14 protein-coding genes are annotated in these 17,749 nt (G+C 43.5%); 2 read left to right on the plus strand and 12 right to left on the minus strand.

The window, feature by feature from the left end; all coding sequences use genetic code 11:
* Positions 1 to 4: 4 nt before the first annotated feature.
* From dcuC to IGI92_RS13200, 9 genes are all read right to left on the minus strand, one after another.
* Positions 5 to 1,375: a C4-dicarboxylate transporter DcuC gene (dcuC, locus tag IGI92_RS13160; RefSeq protein WP_005234077.1), complete on the minus strand. Its 1,371-nt coding sequence runs from the start codon at positions 1,373 to 1,375 to the stop codon at positions 5 to 7.
* A 12-nt stretch (positions 1,376 to 1,387) separates the two neighbouring features.
* Positions 1,388 to 2,308: a ribonucleoside hydrolase RihC gene (gene rihC / locus IGI92_RS13165; protein WP_301388211.1), complete on the minus strand. Its 921-nt coding sequence runs from the start codon at positions 2,306 to 2,308 to the stop codon at positions 1,388 to 1,390.
* Positions 2,309 to 2,448: 140 nt separating this feature from the next.
* A complete protein-coding gene (locus IGI92_RS13170) occupies positions 2,449 to 3,462 on the minus strand; it encodes a LacI family DNA-binding transcriptional regulator (protein ID WP_008380606.1) in 1,014 nt (337 codons plus the stop codon).
* A gap of 151 nt (positions 3,463 to 3,613) precedes the next feature.
* Positions 3,614 to 4,423, minus strand: coding sequence for an alpha/beta hydrolase (locus IGI92_RS13175; RefSeq protein WP_008380605.1), 810 nt, complete (start codon positions 4,421 to 4,423; stop codon positions 3,614 to 3,616).
* 10 nt (positions 4,424 to 4,433) lie between these two features.
* Entirely contained in the window at positions 4,434 to 5,900 is a 1,467-nt protein-coding gene (locus tag IGI92_RS13180) for an alpha-L-fucosidase (protein WP_086372346.1), read from the minus strand.
* Entirely contained in the window at positions 5,897 to 6,553 is a 657-nt protein-coding gene (locus tag IGI92_RS13185; RefSeq protein WP_005234072.1) for an SGNH/GDSL hydrolase family protein, read from the minus strand. The genes IGI92_RS13180 and IGI92_RS13185 overlap by 4 nt, the downstream gene beginning before the upstream one ends.
* Before the next feature lie 138 nt (positions 6,554 to 6,691).
* Positions 6,692 to 8,440 (minus strand): ABC transporter substrate-binding protein, encoded by a 1,749-nt coding sequence (locus tag IGI92_RS13190; RefSeq protein ID WP_005234070.1) that lies wholly within the window; start codon positions 8,438 to 8,440, stop codon positions 6,692 to 6,694.
* 21 nt (positions 8,441 to 8,461) lie between these two features.
* A complete protein-coding gene (locus tag IGI92_RS13195; protein ID WP_005234069.1) occupies positions 8,462 to 9,394 on the minus strand; it encodes a carbohydrate ABC transporter permease in 933 nt (310 codons plus the stop codon).
* Between the two features lie 15 nt (positions 9,395 to 9,409).
* Positions 9,410 to 10,351 carry an ABC transporter permease gene (locus IGI92_RS13200; protein WP_005228459.1) on the minus strand — a complete coding sequence of 314 codons (942 nt, stop codon included), beginning with the start codon at positions 10,349 to 10,351 and terminating at the stop codon, positions 9,410 to 9,412.
* A gap of 234 nt (positions 10,352 to 10,585) precedes the next feature.
* Here IGI92_RS13200 and IGI92_RS13205 point away from each other — a divergent pair, with 234 nt between their 5' ends.
* Both IGI92_RS13205 and IGI92_RS13210 read left to right on the plus strand, forming a co-directional pair.
* Positions 10,586 to 11,191: a YesL family protein gene (locus tag IGI92_RS13205; protein ID WP_005234068.1), complete on the plus strand. Its 606-nt coding sequence runs from the start codon at positions 10,586 to 10,588 to the stop codon at positions 11,189 to 11,191.
* Positions 11,188 to 12,984: a sensor histidine kinase gene (locus IGI92_RS13210; RefSeq protein ID WP_430607227.1), complete on the plus strand. Its 1,797-nt coding sequence runs from the start codon at positions 11,188 to 11,190 to the stop codon at positions 12,982 to 12,984. Before IGI92_RS13205 ends, IGI92_RS13210 begins: the two co-directional genes overlap by 4 nt.
* 57 nt (positions 12,985 to 13,041) lie before the next feature.
* Here the strand turns inward: IGI92_RS13210 and IGI92_RS13215 are convergent, their stop codons facing one another.
* From IGI92_RS13215 to IGI92_RS13225, 3 genes are read right to left on the minus strand one after another with little or no spacing between them, the layout of a single operon-like run.
* Positions 13,042 to 14,505 carry a glycoside hydrolase family 43 protein gene (locus IGI92_RS13215; protein ID WP_301388205.1) on the minus strand — a complete coding sequence of 488 codons (1,464 nt, stop codon included), beginning with the start codon at positions 14,503 to 14,505 and terminating at the stop codon, positions 13,042 to 13,044.
* Positions 14,506 to 16,776 carry an alpha-xylosidase gene (yicI, locus tag IGI92_RS13220; RefSeq protein ID WP_016612766.1) on the minus strand — a complete coding sequence of 757 codons (2,271 nt, stop codon included), beginning with the start codon at positions 16,774 to 16,776 and terminating at the stop codon, positions 14,506 to 14,508.
* The gene (locus IGI92_RS13225; RefSeq protein ID WP_430607229.1) at positions 16,773 to 17,672 is read right to left on the minus strand and encodes an ROK family protein; all 900 of its coding nucleotides are present in this window, start codon (positions 17,670 to 17,672) and stop codon (positions 16,773 to 16,775) included. Before IGI92_RS13225 ends, yicI begins: the two co-directional genes overlap by 4 nt.
* Positions 17,673 to 17,749: the final 77 nt, after the last annotated feature.

A 17,749-nucleotide genomic window follows, 5' to 3' on the forward strand; every position in this document is an offset into this window, starting at 1 on the left:
GACTCTAGTAAGGGAGCAATACCAACGACAAAATGACCACTGCTATAATCCCAACGATCGTTGGAACGCTGGTTCGTTTCAGTAACCGAACAGGGCTGACGTCGATTGAAGAAGACACAATCATAATTACAGCGGCAACTGGTGAGATCGTTCTGCCAAGATTGGCGATCATCTGCATTGGCAAGGCGATCAAAATCCCGTCAATTCCCGCTTTAGCGGCAATATCGGGAATCAGTTCAATCACAGCGTAAAACATCGCCAATCCTCCGCCACTCAAAATACCGAACAATGCGGTTGCGCCGCTGAATATCAATGCCGTTAACACGCCAGCAGATTGAGAATTTTCTACCGCACTCATTAGTGAATCAATCACTCCTAAGCTTTGGATAGCTGTGGTAAATAATGATCCACCCACAACCAACATGACTACTTGACTAAACCCTTGTCCCATTCCTTTGAATAGTTCCACTGCACTTTCTTGCGCGATTTTGAAAGATTTCTTTCTCAAACATTCAATCAGTAATGCGACAAAAAAGGAAATCATCGTTAGGACGAAAATATCCATTGTTACACCTTCTTTGAATATACCGATTATACCAACGATAATGATCAACACCAAAGGAAGTAGTGGTAAAATTGCATAAAATCCAGGAACAGCCGTTTCTTCTGACTTACTTTCAATTTCTTTTAGTTCTACAAAGGCATCTTTGCCTTCTTTTTTATCACAATACGTTTGCCAAAAGTAATGAACAATGGCCATGATCAGCAATGTTGGGATGGAAATTTTCGCATGGTACAGAACATAAGTTAAGATGTTGTAATTCAATGTCTGAGCCGCAATCACATTATCCGCACCTAATGGCGTCGGCATGATCGTGGCAGTCATTGCGATAACTCCGGCTGCTGTTAAGGAAGAGATACCAATCCCTTGAAGCAGTGGATAAAGGATTGCCATCAAAATTATTGCCAAACTAGATGCACTTGGGACGACTAACGACATCAAATTCCCTAATAAGAAAACGATCGGAATAAATAATGCCTTAGACTTGATTTTGGTCATTGGCTGAACCAGGATATTGACAGCTTTTTGATTGGCACCAATGAGATTCATATAACCTGAATATCCGAATAAGATCATGATCACTAGACCAGCAGAACTTACTTGAGAGATGATCGTATCTTTAAGCTTTAAAAAAATATCGAATAAGGCCAAGCCAGTCCCTTCGCCTTCTGGGTAAAGCGGATTTCCTAAAGCAACGGATGCACAAAGCAAGACAAGTGCCCCAATAATCAAAATCAATGCTGGATTATAACTCTTAATAATAAAATATCCGACGATCCCCAAAACAACGAGTACTAAAATCGCTTCTATCATTTCTTTCCCCTCCTATTTACACTTGCTGATTGCCTGTAAAAACCATTCTTTAAAGAGCGCTTCATCGATATCGACACAAACACGGCAATTGTTTTTCTGCTTCAGACGATTGTTGAGATCGACAATTGTCGCACCTGCTGTGTAGGCTCCTTGTGTTTCGATCGCAACAAAAGTCTCTTGAACAGTGAACATCTCTGGACACAAAAGATAAGCGATCGCACAACTGTCATACATTTTCAGCCCCGTGCCAAAACTGCCACCACGGTATTTTTTGAATAATTGAACCATCATATCTCCGGTTTGATTCATTTCTTTGATTTTTGCGCTGTCTTCTGGGTAAACAAGCGCTTTTGCGCCCACATCTAATGGTGCTACAGAAAGTGGTAAGCCGCTCTCAAAAACAATCGTTGCAGCCTCGGGGTCAATCGCAATATTGAACTCTGACAATACACCAAAGTTTCCTCTGCCTAAGGCTCCGCCCATTAAAACGATCTCATCGATTTTTTCTTTGACTTCTGGATAAATCTTAAGCAAAAGAGCAATATTCGTTAGAGGACCTAATGCGACAATTGTGATTTTTTCTTTATTCTTTTTGATCGTTTGATACATCGTTTCCACAGCTGAAGTTTCCAGCAGCAATGAACGATCTGGTTCTGGAAATGAATAGCCGGCCATTCCTGTGACCCCATGAACATCGCTGGCATCTTTGACTGCTCGCGTTAGTGGCTGAGATGCACCTTGTGCTGCTGGAATCGACAAATCCCAAAAGGAAAGCAGTTTCAGTAAATTATTGGTGACATGTTCAATACCGACATTTCCGGCCACTGTCGTGATCAACTTGACCTCCAAGCCTTCACTAAATAGAGCAATTCCCAACGCAACTGCATCATCGATCCCCGGATCCGTATCAATAATGACTTCTTTTTTTGACATACGTATTCTCCTCTCACCTTTGATAAAACGTTTTATCATTTTTCTAAAAAAAGCGAACATCTGATAAAGCGTTTTATCTAATGTTCACACAAAGAATAGCATCGTTTTAAAGCGCTGTCAATAGTAAAAAAAGAGTTTCGCTAGGAAACTCTTTCAGTCACACTGTTCTTTTTTATCAATCTAGGTGTCAATTGGACGTAACGTGGCTTCTGTCCGCTGATTGCATTCATCAAGGCAAGAACCGTTTTTTCACCTAAATCATTTACATCTTGTTCCACAGACGTTAGAGATACTTCTAAAAGATCATTCAAAACAAGATTGTCGTATCCTACGATCGAAACATCCTCTGGAACCTTGATTCCTAGTTCTTTGGCACGCTTCATAATTCCCAATGCAATCAAGTCGTTGCCAGCAACAATGCCGGTTACATCTCGGTTTTTTAAGAGAATGTCTGCTTTTTCATAGGCGTCTTCAAATTGGAACTTTGTTACCACATGCCAACTGTCTTTTCGTTGGAGATTGAATTCCTTCAGCGCATCTAAATAGCCTTGGTATCGATACACACAATTGATATTTTTATCAGGGTTCATCATCGTACCAATCTTTTTGTGTCCTTTTTTTATTAGCTCACTGGTAGCAATGTATCCCCCATGCCGATTATTATAAAAGACTTGATCGACCTCAAAGTTATCTATTCCTCTATCAACCAAAACGATTGGAACCGAAAGATTCTTCAATCGTTCTTTGGTTTGTACCTCATCCGCGTAGGATTCGGTTGAAAGGGCGATGATCAACGCATCAACGTTGCGGTCAATCAGGAGCTGAATCAATTCCTTCTCAACGTCAACTTTATCATCTGAGTTGACCAAAATCAGCAGATACCCCTGTTTTCGCAGCAAATCTTCTAAGACCTTGGCCAAGTTGGCAAAAAAAGGATTGTTGATATCTGGGATGATCAGTCCGATCGTATTGGTTTTTTTCAAAACCAGGCTTTTAGCCGCAGCATTCGGCGTATAATTGTTTTCTGCCGCCAAGCGCTTGATTTGCTGTTTTTTTTCTTCTGTGATCCGAATCGGTTTGTCATTTAACACTTGAGAAACGGCTGCGATCGATACACCTACTTCTTTTGCAATGTCTTTTAATCTGACTTTCACTGAATACCCCTTTCGCTTTCCTAATTTTGTAAATGAACCAAGCACTCAATCTTATGTTTTCAGTAAATCCTTTTTATACTGCTGAAAAAACGGATTTGAGAATTAGACAAAGATGATTGATTAAAGATTATACTGTTTTTTTGAATTCCTCTTAGATGTTCCACCTCACCCAATCAGCAAACAATTCTGGCCAACGGACAACCGATGCTTCGATCCCGTGTTGATTGCCGTTGGCGGTTTCCGGTGTTCCTAAACTTAGTCCATGACCACCGCGAGGGAAAATGTGCAGCTCATAAGGTATATTAAATTTGCGCAGCTGTTCGGCAAAAAGGAGGCTGTTTTCCGCCAAGACTAATCCATCTTCTAACGTATGCCAAAGAAACGTCGGCGGTGTCTGTTCATTGACTAAAGTCTCTAAAGACAAAGCGGCTTTTTCTGTTTCATAGCGATCTGCTAATAATGAACGGAAGGAATCTTGGTGCCCAAGTTCACCACTAGATAAGACCGGATAACTCAACAGTAACCCGTTAGGTCGCCATTCTTCATTGGCTCCTTGTAAAGCCTCTGCTAGAAAAGGTTGCTGCCAAGACACACCCAGATTAGCAGCTAAGTGACCACCAGCTGAAAAACCGGCAACAATGATTTTTTCAGGATCGACGTGCCAGACCTCATGATTGGTGCGCACAAGACGAACGGCAGCCGCCAATTCCTTTAAGGCTAACGGATAGACAGCCGGTTTGATACTATAATGCAACACAAAGGCTTGGAAACCAAAGCTCATCATTTTGATGGCGATGGGTTCCGCTTCGCGATCAGACAACATTTCATAGCCGCCGCCAGGACAGATGATGACCGCTGGTCGAACACGATCTGGTTCCATTTCAGGAGAATTTTCCATGACATACGTGGTTAAACTGGCTTGGCTTTCTGGTAAAAGTGCGGTTCTTTTTTCATGTATCACGGATTGCGCCTCATTTCATTGTAATTTTATAGACGATTGGTTGGTCGGTTTCAATTGGTTCAAAAGTTAGTTGCAAGCCTTCATCGGTCACTTGCCAATCAATAGGCTGTTCTTCGTGTCCTAGAATCGTCACGGTTTGGATGATGCCGTGAAATTCTGGCAAATTTTGATCTTTAGACTGGGCCAGTGCTTGGATCCTTGCGTGTCCATTCTCAGGACTTGCCATGCCAATAGCATACAACGAATCCCCCTGAACCGTAAAGCGGAAATCCTGGCTCGTGTATGTCGTCGCCTGTGCCTCTTGAAATTGGCCTGAGACAACGGTCGTGGGTCCTTCCCCGGCTTTGCGCCATGGTTTCGCTTCATAAATGGCTTCACCGTTTACATCCAGCCACGCACCGATTTCTTTTAAGATCGTTTGATCTTTTTCTGGGATCGAACCATTCCCTTTCGGCCCGATATTCAAAAGAAGATTGCCATTTTTACTGACGACTTCGATCAAATCCTGTAAAATCTCACGCGTTGTTTTGTAATCCAACGTTGTGGTATAACACCATGAATTGCGAGCGATCGCTGTATCTGTTTGCCAGTAAAAAGGTTGTGGTTCGGCAAATTTTCCCCGTTCGATCTCCACAATACCACTACCAAACATCATGGCATCGTGTTTGTAGCAGATACCAACTTGTTTGCCCCATTCAGCCCCACGATTGTAATAGTAAGCAGCGAAAACTTGCAGGTGCTCCTTGAAGGCTTCGTGTTGGATCCACCAATCAAAATACAGCAGCTCTGGTTGATAGTTGTCGACGAGTTCACAGGTTCGCAGTAGCCAATCATCTAAAAACTCTTTTGAGGGATATGGCTCGCTATACAAATCTTGATTATCAGGTTCTGGCATAGCAGGCCAATAAAAGTCGCCTTTTGCTAACGGTTCCTTGATGTCGCTGTCAAATTCCTTACCATGTCCCATGAAAAACCAATGTTCGGCACGATGAGATGAGGTGCAAAAATGCAGGCCTTGTTCCTCAGCTGCTTCTTTTAATTCCGCAAGAATATCTTTTTTCGGTCCCATAACTGCCGCATTCCATTCAGAAAGCTCGCTTTTGTACATCTGAAACCCATCGTGATGTTCTGCAACGGGAAAAAGATAATTGGCACCGGCTTGTTTGATCAGTCGAATCCACTCATTTGCATCGAATTTTTCTGCAGTAAATATGGGAATAAAGTCTTTGTAGCCGAAGTTTTTTTGCGGACCGTAGGTGTTGATATGGTGATCGTATTCCGGATGGTCTTTGATGTACATATTTCTGGAGTACCACTCGTTATTAAATGCAGGAACACTATACAATCCCCAATGAATGAAGACCCCAAATTTTGCTTTGGGGAACCATTCCGGTAGAACAAAAGCGCCCAAAGATTGCCAATTTGGGAAAAAGGGGCCTTGATGCGCGACTTGGTGGATCGTTTCTACTGTGATCATGGTCTTTCCTCCAAAATACCGACTGTTTCCAGCCATGTTTTTGCAATCAACACATGTCCTGCAGTCGATGGATGCACACGATCACTGCTTAAGACATAGGATGACTGATAAAGCAAAAAATCATCAAACTTTTCCTGCGTATCTCCTAAAAGGATACCATACTCTTGCGCTACTTTAGCAAGCACGTGTTGGTAGTTGGTAAGCATTTCTCTTAGTGGATCTTCTTTGTTGGCTTCAACCATAAACGGGGTCAAGAGAATCATTCCTTTGACACTCGGTAATGTCTGAGCGATCAAATCACGCAACTCTGATTCAAATCTTTCAATCCCCACCAGTTCCGTTTGAGCAAATGTGCCATCAAAATGCCGCCACACATCATTTACACCGATCATGATCGTTACCCAATCTGGTTGAAATGCCAATACATCATCCTTCCAACGCTTCTTCAAATCGACGACTGTATCTCCACTGATGCCTCGGTTAACGATCATTAATTCCATTTGTGGGAGTAATGCTGTGGTATAGGCGTTGATCAGATGAACATAGCCGTCCCCCCATGACGACCATCCCGCAGGTATCGCTTGATAATTTCGATTACTATCTGTGATCGAATCCCCCATAAAAAGCAGACGATCTTTTTTATCCACTATCATTGTTTTCCTCCTTAAAGAAAGAAGACTGATCCGCTGGTGCTGGATCAATCTTCTTAAGTGATTGCTTAACCAAACGCTGTTTACTCACTTTTGTCAAGGAACCGTTGACCAACCATTTTTATGATTCTTTGTTTTTGATTAGTCCCCAAATTCTTTCGCTACTTCTACCCGTTTTTCGTTTTGATCTTTCGCATTATTCATGTCAAATTCTAGCACTGTTTGATAGCCTAAGCCGTCTGCTGTTTCTTGCATTTCTTTTAGCAATTGGTCAAATTCTGCTTCATCTTTGGCAAAAACCATTCGCCAAGAGTACTCGATGATTGTCGCTTTGGCTTGGTTCCGCAACGTAGAGATCTCTGAACTATCTTCTGGCGCTACATAGCTGGCACCAGGGGCAACTAACAATTGGTCGTTCTCCTCTAAATAGCCAATGGTCGATTCTGCACCACCCATATTTTTTGACCAATCTTCTTTTACAGGATCGGTTGTTTCATTTTGATAGCTTTCCCACATCGTATAAGCATATGGGAAGCCGGTATCAGGATTGATATCGATCGGTAATACCGTATTGACGTTTAGCGCGGATACACCATCTTTGTAACTTCCGCCACCATATTCTTCTGGCACATCCCCATCGCCATCTAGCAACGCTTGTTTCCCAAACTCAGTTAAGACAGGCTCGCCATCTTTCATTTCCCAAGTTAAGCCTTCAGGGCCACTACTACCGCTTGTTTGAGAAGAATTTGCTAACACGCCTTCTGAAGAGTAGAGCCAGTCAATAAAGGCTGCGATTCGCTCTGGGTCTTCGGCATTTGAACCGATCCCGATAAATTGTTTGCCACCGTAAACTTCCGCACCATAAGAGAAGATTTTTTGGTCTTGAATCGGTGCCAACATAAAGCCTTTTCCTTCATTCAAGTTCGTAGTCGTATTAAAAGCCGCTTGACCTAACCAAGGCCACCATGAGAATAAGACTTGTCCTTCTTGGAATTTGGCAAAAAGTGTATCGTAATTTTGCGTCGTTGATTCTGGATCCACTAAGCCCATTTGATTGGCTTGGAAATAAAACTTAAGTGCGCGAATATATTCAGAATCACTATCGAGAATGCTTTGATAATCAGAACCATCCGCTTTTGCCAAGACAAAACCTGATTCATCGTACCCATAGTAGGTGACCAGCTGTTTGCCTGCATTCATCATGTTGCCGTCCCAATCGCTGAATAGAGAAAACCCATAAACTTTTTTCCCAGAATCTGTTGTTGGATTGTCTTCTTGCATTTTTTGAATCACAGGAAGCAGGTCTTCCAATGTACCGATTTCTGGATATCCTTGATCCCCATAAAGATCCCAACGCACATAAGCACCAAATGTAGGATCTAATCCTTCTGAAGGATCGGTGGCTTTTAATGTAGAAACGGAAGTTGGAAAGCCATATAGACCATCGGCATCTTTGTTTAGATTTTGAACAGCCGCATCGAAGCGCTGAACATTTTCCATAGTTTCATAATACTCGCTCGCATCGGTCAACAAACCAGCTTCAACCAATTCGTTGTATTGTTGGCCATTATCAACAATGATCAAATCGCCCAAATCACCTGCTGCCGTCCTCGTTTGATAAAGAGTGTCTCCGTTGCCAGCAACGTTTGGTGCGATGATGTTCAATTCCATATTGAATTTATCCCGCACGATTTTGGCAAACCAACCTTCTTGCATCCCCATATAGTTGGCTAGCCCATTATAGACATCGATCGTGATCGTTTCATCGTAGCCACTTTCGCTGGAAGCAGCGTCTGTGTCAGAGTCAGCCGCTCCTCCACAGCCGGCTAAACTACCTAGCAATGTCATGCCTAACAAACCTGTTGTTACATATTTCGACATTTTTTTCATTTTCTTCCCTCTTTCTTTTTATTAACCTTTCACCGCACCCAACATAATTCCTTTGACAAAATATTTCTGGAAAAGCGGATAAATAAACATGATTGGTAAAACAACAATGACTGAAACGGTCATGCGAATCGAAGTCGGTGTCTGCGTTGTTGCAGCTGAAGCGATACTGGAAAGTGATCCCGATGTATTTTTGACCATTTGTGCCAACGAATTGGCTTGATTGATATACGTATAAAGAAGGTATTGCAAGGAGTAGAGACTTTGATCCGTAATGTAAATCAGTGTATCTTGGAAAGAATTCCATTGACCAACTGCCGAGAAGATCGCGACTGTTGCTAAAATCGGCGTACAGTTGGGTAAAATTACCCGAAAGAATACTTGAATGATGCCAGCTCCATCCATTTCAGCTGCTTCTTGCAACGATTTGGGGATTGACTCAATATAGGTTTTCACTAAGATGATGTTAAAAGGCTGAACGACAGCCGGCAAAATATAGACCCAAAAATTATTCGTTAAACCTAATGTCTTCATCGTGATGAATAATGGAATCAGCCCTGCATTGAAATACATTGTAATCACGACAAAGCGATACCAAAATTTTCGTTTCCACATTTTTTCTTGGGTAAACATAAAGCCTAAGAAGGCTGAAGCTAAGACGGTTGCTGCTGTTCCAATCACCGTTCTAGCCACCGAAACGGTTGCGGCTAATGGCAACCCTTTTAGTTGTAACACTTGACTGTAGTTTTCAAAATGGATCTCTTGTGGAAAAAAGCGAATTTGTCCTAACGCACTCAACTCATTATTACTGATTGAATTAATAATCAAGTAATAAAAAGGATACGCACAAATCAACGTAATCAGAAAGAAAAAGGTATAATTGAGGATACTAAACGTCAGGTTTTCACGTTTGGGTACTTTTTTCGCCTTTTTCTTTTCACTAATCGATAGTTCCATAGATATCCTCCTCTCCTAAATAATGGAAGTCCCCCGAATTTTTTTCGACGCAATATTGACGATGGCTAACAAGGCAACAGAAATGACACTTTTTAGCATACTGATCGCGGTAGCCAGAGATAGACTATTTCCACCCATCCCTAAATTGTAGACATACAAATCGAGGACTTGGATCGTATTTCGATTGAATGCATTTTGGAAAACAAAGTACTGATCCATCCCGTTGTTCAACAAGTTGGCGATAGACAGCATCAGCATCACAAGAAACGTCGGCATCAAGGCAGGTAGTGTGATATGACGCATCAGGTGGAAACGATTCGCCCCATCGATTCGCGCCGATTCATACAATTCGGGGTCAATTCCTGAAATGCCTGCAAGATACATGATGGCACCCCAGCCCAAGCCTTTCCAAATATTCCAAAGACACATCATTAGCCACGTATGATTGCCGCTATCCAAAAATTTGACTGGATCTGTAACGAAGCCCCATTCTTGCAGCAACGTGTTTACCAGCCCTGTTGAAGAAAACAAGCTAAAGGCGATCGTATACACCAAAACCCAACTGATAAAATTCGGCAGCGTGGTCAGCGTTTGGACCAAGTTTTTAAACCATTTGCACTTGATTTCGTTCAATAAAATGGCGAAGCCTACTGGTAGGATCGAAGTGGCGATCCCTAAAAAACTCATGGCAAAGGTGTTTTTCATTACTTGTACGATCTGATCCACTTGTGTTGGACTAGAGACAAGAAGTCGAAACCATTTGAAGCCTACAAACTCGCTGCGCGCTAAACCTAATGCTGGTTTGTAATCATAAAGTGAATAAATCCATCCGTGCAAAGGAAAATAAGAGAACAAAAACACGAGAATCAGAAAGGGAACGATACATAGAAACAAAATCTTCCCTTCTCGTGTCACCCGCTTATTTTTTCTTGGGACACTGCTTAGTTTACTTTCCATTTTCCTCCCCCTTTTTTGTAACCGCTTTTACATTTTTAATACTAGCACCTGAAATCTCATTTGCCACCTGTTAAAAATAGAGGTCAATCCGTACATTTTAGACTTTATTTTTCTTTTATTTATAAAGAATGCTGATACATCAAGGTTTCAGATAAAAGACACCTAAATGGCAAGGCTTTCAAAATTTGTTTTTTGCGAGTACTATAGGAATATATCAATTTTGGAGGGATAAAAATGAAGTACAATCCTGATGGTCAACTGTACAAAATAACCACCGTTTTTTCACAATTCACATTGTTAAATTTACTATATATCATTAGCTGTTTGCCAATTATTACGATTGGAGCTGCGACAGCTGCCCTTTATGAAGTGACGATTCGTTATGCGGATGAAGAGCGTGGTGAATTGATCGTGGGCTATGTCCGAGCGCTACGAGCAAACTTTATGAAAGCCACCGGTAGTTTTCTCCTTCTTGGATTGCCCATGGTAGCACTACTGTATAGTAGCTTGTTTTGGTTTTCCTCAAAAACCATTCTTGCCAGTATTTTTGCCTTCGTTCTAATTGTTACAGCTATTTATCTGTTTATTGTGTTAGTCTATTGCCTCGCGTTAATTGGACGTTATGAAAACAGCTTTAGGCAAACATTAAAAAACGCGTTTCTGTTACCGATTGCGGACCCTATCCGTTCGTTAGCCCTCGCGCTTATTCCTATCGCTGCGTTTTGTTTTGTTGTTTTATTTCCATTGTTTAAATTCCTCTTGTTGATTTTTGGTTTTTCTTTCGTTATTTATTGTAGTTCGTTCCTGTTGCTTTCTATCTTTCGTAATCAACAAGCATGAAAAAAATCAGTCATCTCTCACTTTTTCGTCGTCTGAGTCAGTTTTCCATTCGGCGACAATTATTCATTCTTTATCTGCCTGTTGTTTTTTTATCCACAGTGACTATAGGTCTCTTATTGGTCTACGATTCAACCAAACAGCTGACAGGCAATTACCAACACTTGGCAGAGTTGAATGCTCAGCGTGTCAAATCTGTTCTTTTTGATACAACAAACACGCTGACCAACACGGCGAGTTCCTTATCAAACGATACTCATCTACGTCAGCTTTTAACTGCAAATTACCTTGACGACCAAGAAGCGATCGTGGACATCAATAGCTATGATCAGCTAGATGAGATCAGAAATCTTCAAACCTCGATTGCGAAATTAACTATCTATACGACGAATCAAACCATTCCGAACTATAAATATTTTCAACAGGCAGATGACACAATTCAAGCGACCGCCTGGTACCAACGAGCCCTCAAGCAACCCGATGCTTTTTTGATGACGATGCCAGAGGATTACAAAGCAAATCGTTTGAGTCTTTATAAAACGTTGCCTTTGCCTTTATCAAAAGAAACTGCCGTTTTGGAGATCCAAGTCGATTATAATTATCTCAGCAACCGACTTCGTAATTCATCCTATGAATTGGAATTACAGTTAAATGATGATGTCATCTTTTATAGCGACAAAATCAATCAAGTCGGTGAACCGGGACAGCTTACGACTCTTTCTGAGCCGCAAACGAGTGCTGCCTTTTTAAACGATGATGGTACCAAGGTGATGCTCACCAAAAGCACCTTACCCATGAGTAACAAAGAAGACATCATCACAATTTATAGTGCGGATACAAATGCCTATAGCAATCTACGCGCCAATCTGATCCGTTGGAGCACGATCGTTTTGGTGATTTTGATCACTACTTTCATCATCGTCTTTCTCTTTGCTCGATTCTTTACCAAACGAATCTCTCAACTGCAGCAGGCGGTCTACTTTGCCTCGATCGAGGATTATGATTTCTTTCAAAATATCAGCGGCGAAGACGAGATTTCACAGATCTCTCTTGATTTCCATAAGATCATTCAACGAATCAAGAAAAAAGAAGAAGAGATCTACCGTTCACGTTTGGCACAGCAAGAGCTATTGACTCAGCAGCAGCAAATGGAATTTAATATCTTAGCGGGGCAGATCAACCCCCACTTCTTGTTCAACACGTTAGAAACGATTCGCATGATGGCGCTGACTTCCGGCAATTCTGACGTCGTTTACGCCATCAAATTACTGGCAAAATCGATGCGCTATACGCTAGAAGCCCACGGAACCAAGCGAACGAGTTTAGAAGAGTCCTTAGATGCCGTTCACGTATATGTCAAGATCCAGCGGATGCGCTTTGGCGATCGAGTCAACTTTTCCTATTCAGTCTCCAATGAGATCGACCAAAAAGAAGTCCAAATATTGCCCCTCCTGATTCAACCATTGGTGGAAAACGCCATCTCCCATGGCTTGGAAGGCATCACCTATCCAGGGTTTGTCCGTTTGACGATCACCAAAGACGGCCATGATCTGGTGATCGTGGTACAAGACAACGGCAGCGGGATACCGCCAGAAAAACTCGAACACTTGCAGCAAAAAATCAAGACGCCCTCCACCCATGCCAAAAAGAACATTGGGCTAGCCAATGTCAATCATCGGGTCAAAATGTTTTATGGACCTGAATACGGCTTGACGATCGAGAGTGTGCTGGGTAGCGGCACACAAGTCATCTTGCGCATCCATGATCTAAGCCAAGATTCATTTTCTCTTCACTAAAACAGTAAAGCCCCCTTCGATTCCTGTTTCAGAAATCGAAAGGGGGCTTTTGATTGATTAGAAATCCCGCACACGAACGGTTTGTTGTGGTGAAGAAGCACTGGCGTAACAGCCCACCATGATCCCAGTAAAGACACCACCGACTTCAGTGGTCAGATATTTTGTTTCTCCACTGCCTAAAAGCTGTGCTTGTCCTTGTTCATCAAGAACAGAAAAACGATAGGTTTCTTTATCGGCGCTCAGCTGCAAGGTGACCATATCTGCTGCATAAGGCAGTTTCTTTTCCACTTTCCATAAGGAACCGATTTGTCGGCGGAAAACTAGCTGCTGACTGGACGCCGTTTTTTCTAGGTATCCCTCATAGTGATGGGTGGCATTTAAGAAAACCGTCACTCCTGCTTGCCCATCCGTTAGTTGCCGACAATCAAAGGTTGCCTGAAATTGTTGCTCAAAGGCGGTTTGCCGTTGGAACACAGCGGCGAGTTTGCCTTGATCAGATAGACCCGTCTGATTAGGATGCAGCAAGAAGCCATGCGGCTCTTCTTCAATCAATGTCGGGGCCCATTCGAATAAAGTCACGTAATCAGGCTTGCTGCTCTTCTTTTGTGTTTCCTTTGGTGCCGCCGCTGTGTCTACCTGAATGATTTCTGGCAAGTGACCTTCCTCGCCAAACACCGGCCATGGGTTTGACCAGTCCACCGGTAGCAGGCATGTTTCCCGACCTAGCAAATGCCTCAAAGGATAGCTGATGGGGCGTACTGCCAGACAAACTGCCCACCAGTTGCCTTGGGTATCTTGCACGAGGTCCGCATGCCCTGTAGCTTGCAGCGGCAGATTCGTGCTGCGATTGGTCATCACTGGATTGTTGGGGCATGCTTCATAGGGTCCCGTCAAGGAACGACTGCGGGCCATGGTCAGCATATGACCATAGGACGTTCCACCTTCGGAGATCAACAGGTAGTAATAGCCGTCTTTTTTATACAAGTGGGGGCCTTCTGGATCAGCCGATCCGCTGCCTGTCCAAATGTTTTGGCGCGGACCTAATTCTCCAGAAGCCAAATTGATCGTCCGCAGATAGATCTCCTTATGGGTGCCTAAGTAATAGGTCTGCCCATCGTCATCTGCGAAAATCGTCGGATCGATCCCAGGGGTGTCCAGCCAAATCGGGTCAGACCATTCACCGGCGATGTCATCTGTCCAGATCAGAAAGTTGCCTTCTCTTCCTTCGTTTGCCCCAACGTTGGTACAAACGAGGTAAAAGCGGTCCTTGATAAAACGCAAGGTTGGGGCATACAGACCAAAAGCATTGGGATTTTTCGTCGATAACTGCAGCTGCTCAGGTCGCGAAAGTCCATGACCAATCAGCTGCCAGTCTGCCAAGTTTTTACTGTGATAAATTGGTAATCCAGGAAAATATTCAAAAGTACTCGTCACCAGATAAAAGTCTTCACCGACACGGCAAATACTGGGATCTGGATGAAATCCAGGTAAAATTGGATTCGTGATGGTTCGCATCGGCATCTAGAACTCCTTTATCGTGGTTTGGTCAGCCGTCAGCTTATGGCTCGTTTTTCCAGCAGTCGTGTGAATCTGCAAGGATGCTTGCTGGATCCCTGTCAGCTTGACGATCAGTTCTTGATCGACTCTTTCAACAGCCACCTCGCCAATCCACTCACCGTGGTGATCATAGATAGCCGCAGCGGTCTTGTCTTGCGGATCAAAGAGATGGATCGTTGGATGTTCGGCATAGTCATAGACTGCTTTGGTTTGTTCATGGCCTTCGATAATCAGTTGATTTGGTCGGACTAACAGTGGCAAGTGGAAATAATCATAGGTTTCTTGGTACCAACGTCCGCCCTCGTAAGCTTTGCCAGATAAATAGTCGATCCAATGCCCCTTCGTCTTCGGTACGTAAAAGGAGACCGTTCCTTGATCATTAAAAATGGGCGCAACTAAAAGGTGTTCCCCCAGCATGTATTGGCGATCCAAATGATGGGTCATCTCGTCTTCAGGAAACTCTAAGACCATCGCCCGCATCATCGGAATCCCCGTTTGGGCGGTTAGCACCGATTGAGCTTGCAAGTAAGGCATCAAGGACAATTTTAACTTGGTAAAGGCTTTGGCTACCGCCACGGCTTCGTCGTCATAAACCCAAGGCACTTTGTATTCCCAGCTGCCATGGTAACGGCTATGGGAAGACAGCAGACCAAATTGTGTCCAGCGCTTGTAAAGGTCTGGGGTTGAGCCAGCTTCAAACCCTGAGATATCGTGGCTCCAATACCCAAAGCCGCCTAACCCAAAGGACAGACCTGCCCGCAGTGACTCTGCCATTGATGGATAATCTGAGGTACTGTCGCCACCCCAGTGTACAGGCAAGCGTTGCGAACCAACCGAAGCTGCCCGCGCAAAAACGATGGCTTCTTCTGCTCCCTTGACTTCTTTCAGCAAGTCAAAGACGACTTTATTGTATAGGTAGGCGTAATAATTGTGCATTTTTTCTGGATCAGAGCCGTCATAGTACACCGCATCGGTGGGAATCCGTTCACCAAAATCCGTTTTGAAGCAATCCACACCCATGTCTAATAAGGCACGCAGCTTGCTATTGTACCAAGCGACCGCTTCAGGGTTGGTGAAGTCGACGATCGCCAAACCTGCTTGCCATTTGTCCCATTGCCAGACATCTCCATTGGCGCGTTTCAAAAAGTAGCCATTGGCCATCCCTTCGTCAAACAAGGGTGATTTTTGCCCAATGTAAGGATTGATCCAGACACAGATTTTCAATCCTTTGGCTTTCAAGCGCTGCAGCATTTTTTCCGGTTCTGGGAAAGTTCGTTCGTCCCACGTGAAGTTGCACCACTCGTATTCCTTCATCCATAAGCAGTCAAAATGAAAGACCTCAAGGGGAATCTCACGTTCTGCCATACCGTCTACAAAAGATGTTACGGTTTGTTCATCATAATCCGTCAAGAACGAGGTACTTAGCCACAACCCAAAGGACCACGCAGGTGGCAGCGACGGTTTCCCCGTCAAATCAGTGTAGCGCTGGATCACTTGTTTTAACTCATCACCGGCGATCACAAAGTACTGCAGCGTTTGTCCTGGATTGCTGAATTGAACACGAGAAACTTTTTCACTCCCCACTTCAAATTGCACCCGGTCGGGTGAATTGACAAAGACGCCATACCCTTTATTACTTACATAAAACGGAATATTTTTGTAAGCTTGCTCCGTACCAGTGCCCCCGTCGGCATTCCAAATATCAACACTTTGGCCATTTTTCACGAAATTAGTAAAGCGTTCCCCTAAACCATAGATCGTTTCTCCCACATCCAGGGTCAACTGTTCGCTGATATGGGTATTTGCTTGCGGATCAATCACTAAGGCTTTGCTGCGAGGTTTGCTTTGGGTAATCAGCTGTTCTTTGTAATAAAACGAAGCTGTCACATTTTCCTCTTTGCTGATCACGACTTGCAAGTCTCCCGAGCGAAAAACATATGATTGCTCATCCTCTGAAATATCAGGAGTGATCTCTTCTGTCATCAATTCAAAGTTGGGGGCTTTGGCTTGGACCCCTTTATAATTGTAGAGGGTGATCCCAATGATATTGGTTCTAGGGGTAGTGACTTCCATCGTTAACAATCCGCCATCCAGCGTTGCCCCTTTATGTCCGACATAGCTATAAGGCAGATATAAAACCAATTTGTTTTCTTCTTTACGGGCATCGTAGACATGCACCGCAAATTTCACATCAAATCCTTCACGAAATAACCAACCGCCATCTGAAAATTTCATTTTTTTCCTCCTTGTTGGATCAATGTCAACGCCCCTAACAGACCAGAATCATTATAGTAACGACAAGTCTCGATCGGCACTTGGAAATCTGGCCAATGGGGGTTCTCATTGATTGCTTGTTTGATTATAGCTAATAGATCAGGGTGTTGGCTGATGCCGCCGCCGATCAGTATTTTTTCGGGATTCATCATGACAGCTAGGTTGTAAATCGCAAGTGCGACATAACGTGCCCACTGTTTCAGAATCTCCTGCGTTTCAGGATCACTCGACCGCTGCTGCATGATGGTTTCGCCTAAAATCTCCTCTGATTCAGGAATCGCTTTTGCTCGTCGATAGGCAGCAATCAGCCCTCTCGTTGAAGCTAGGTCATGGAGGGTCGCAAAAGAAGATGCTTGAAAATCAGTGATCATCATTCCGAATTCTCCTGCCCGAAACCCATTTCCGTGAATCAACTGGCGCTGATGAACAAGCGCGCCACCAATACCGGTGCCTAATGTGATTATGACAAAATCTTGTACGTCAGCAGCATTGCCGGTAGAAAGTTCTGCTAAAGCAGCACATTTCGCATCATTTTCGATCCAGATCGGATAGGACTTGGTTAAACGCTGCTGTAGCTCTTGTACGACAGCACAGCCGTGTAAAGGAGCCAACGCCCCCGCCATGATCGCTCGGCCATTGACTGAATCAATGAAACCAGGAAAACTCAGCCCGATCCCTTCGATAACATGCGCTTGCTCGACTTCTTGTATTTTGGCAGCTAAGGCAGCAAAAAATTCATCCCGCGTATTACTCGGGGTTTTGATTTTGCCTCGGTCCAGCCATTGATTCTTCTCGGTAAAAACCCCGAATTTGATATAGGTCCCGCCTACATCAAAGCACAGGCGTACATCTGTCATTTCTCCTCCTCCGTTCAAAAAGCGCTTACAGTTTCATCTAAATTATATAAAAGAAAAAAAAGAAAGCCTACCAAGCA

The sequence above is a fragment of the Enterococcus sp. DIV2379 genome, assembly GCF_050542965.1.
Lineage (GTDB): Bacteria > Bacillota > Bacilli > Lactobacillales > Enterococcaceae > Enterococcus_D > Enterococcus_D entomosocium.

Excerpts from the sequence above, each read along its gene's own strand:
- dcuC (WP_005234077.1), bottom strand. The coding sequence starts at position 1,375 with ATGATAGAAGCGATTTTAGTACTCGTTGTTTTGGGGATCGTCGGATAT.
- rihC (WP_301388211.1), bottom strand. The coding sequence starts at position 2,308 with ATGTCAAAAAAAGAAGTCATTATTGATACGGATCCGGGGATCGATGAT.
- IGI92_RS13180 (WP_086372346.1), bottom strand. The coding sequence starts at position 5,900 with ATGATCACAGTAGAAACGATCCACCAAGTCGCGCATCAAGGCCCCTTT.
- IGI92_RS13185 (WP_005234072.1), bottom strand. The coding sequence starts at position 6,553 with ATGATAGTGGATAAAAAAGATCGTCTGCTTTTTATGGGGGATTCGATC.
- IGI92_RS13190 (WP_005234070.1), bottom strand. The coding sequence starts at position 8,440 with ATGAAAAAAATGTCGAAATATGTAACAACAGGTTTGTTAGGCATGACA.
- IGI92_RS13195 (WP_005234069.1), bottom strand. The coding sequence starts at position 9,394 with ATGGAACTATCGATTAGTGAAAAGAAAAAGGCGAAAAAAGTACCCAAA.
- IGI92_RS13200 (WP_005228459.1), bottom strand. The coding sequence starts at position 10,351 with ATGGAAAGTAAACTAAGCAGTGTCCCAAGAAAAAATAAGCGGGTGACA.
- IGI92_RS13205 (WP_005234068.1), top strand. The coding sequence starts at position 10,586 with ATGAAGTACAATCCTGATGGTCAACTGTACAAAATAACCACCGTTTTT.
- IGI92_RS13210 (WP_430607227.1), top strand. The coding sequence starts at position 11,188 with ATGAAAAAAATCAGTCATCTCTCACTTTTTCGTCGTCTGAGTCAGTTT.
- IGI92_RS13215 (WP_301388205.1), bottom strand. The coding sequence starts at position 14,505 with ATGCCGATGCGAACCATCACGAATCCAATTTTACCTGGATTTCATCCA.
- yicI (WP_016612766.1), bottom strand. The coding sequence starts at position 16,776 with ATGAAATTTTCAGATGGCGGTTGGTTATTTCGTGAAGGATTTGATGTG.
- IGI92_RS13225 (WP_430607229.1), bottom strand. The coding sequence starts at position 17,672 with ATGACAGATGTACGCCTGTGCTTTGATGTAGGCGGGACCTATATCAAA.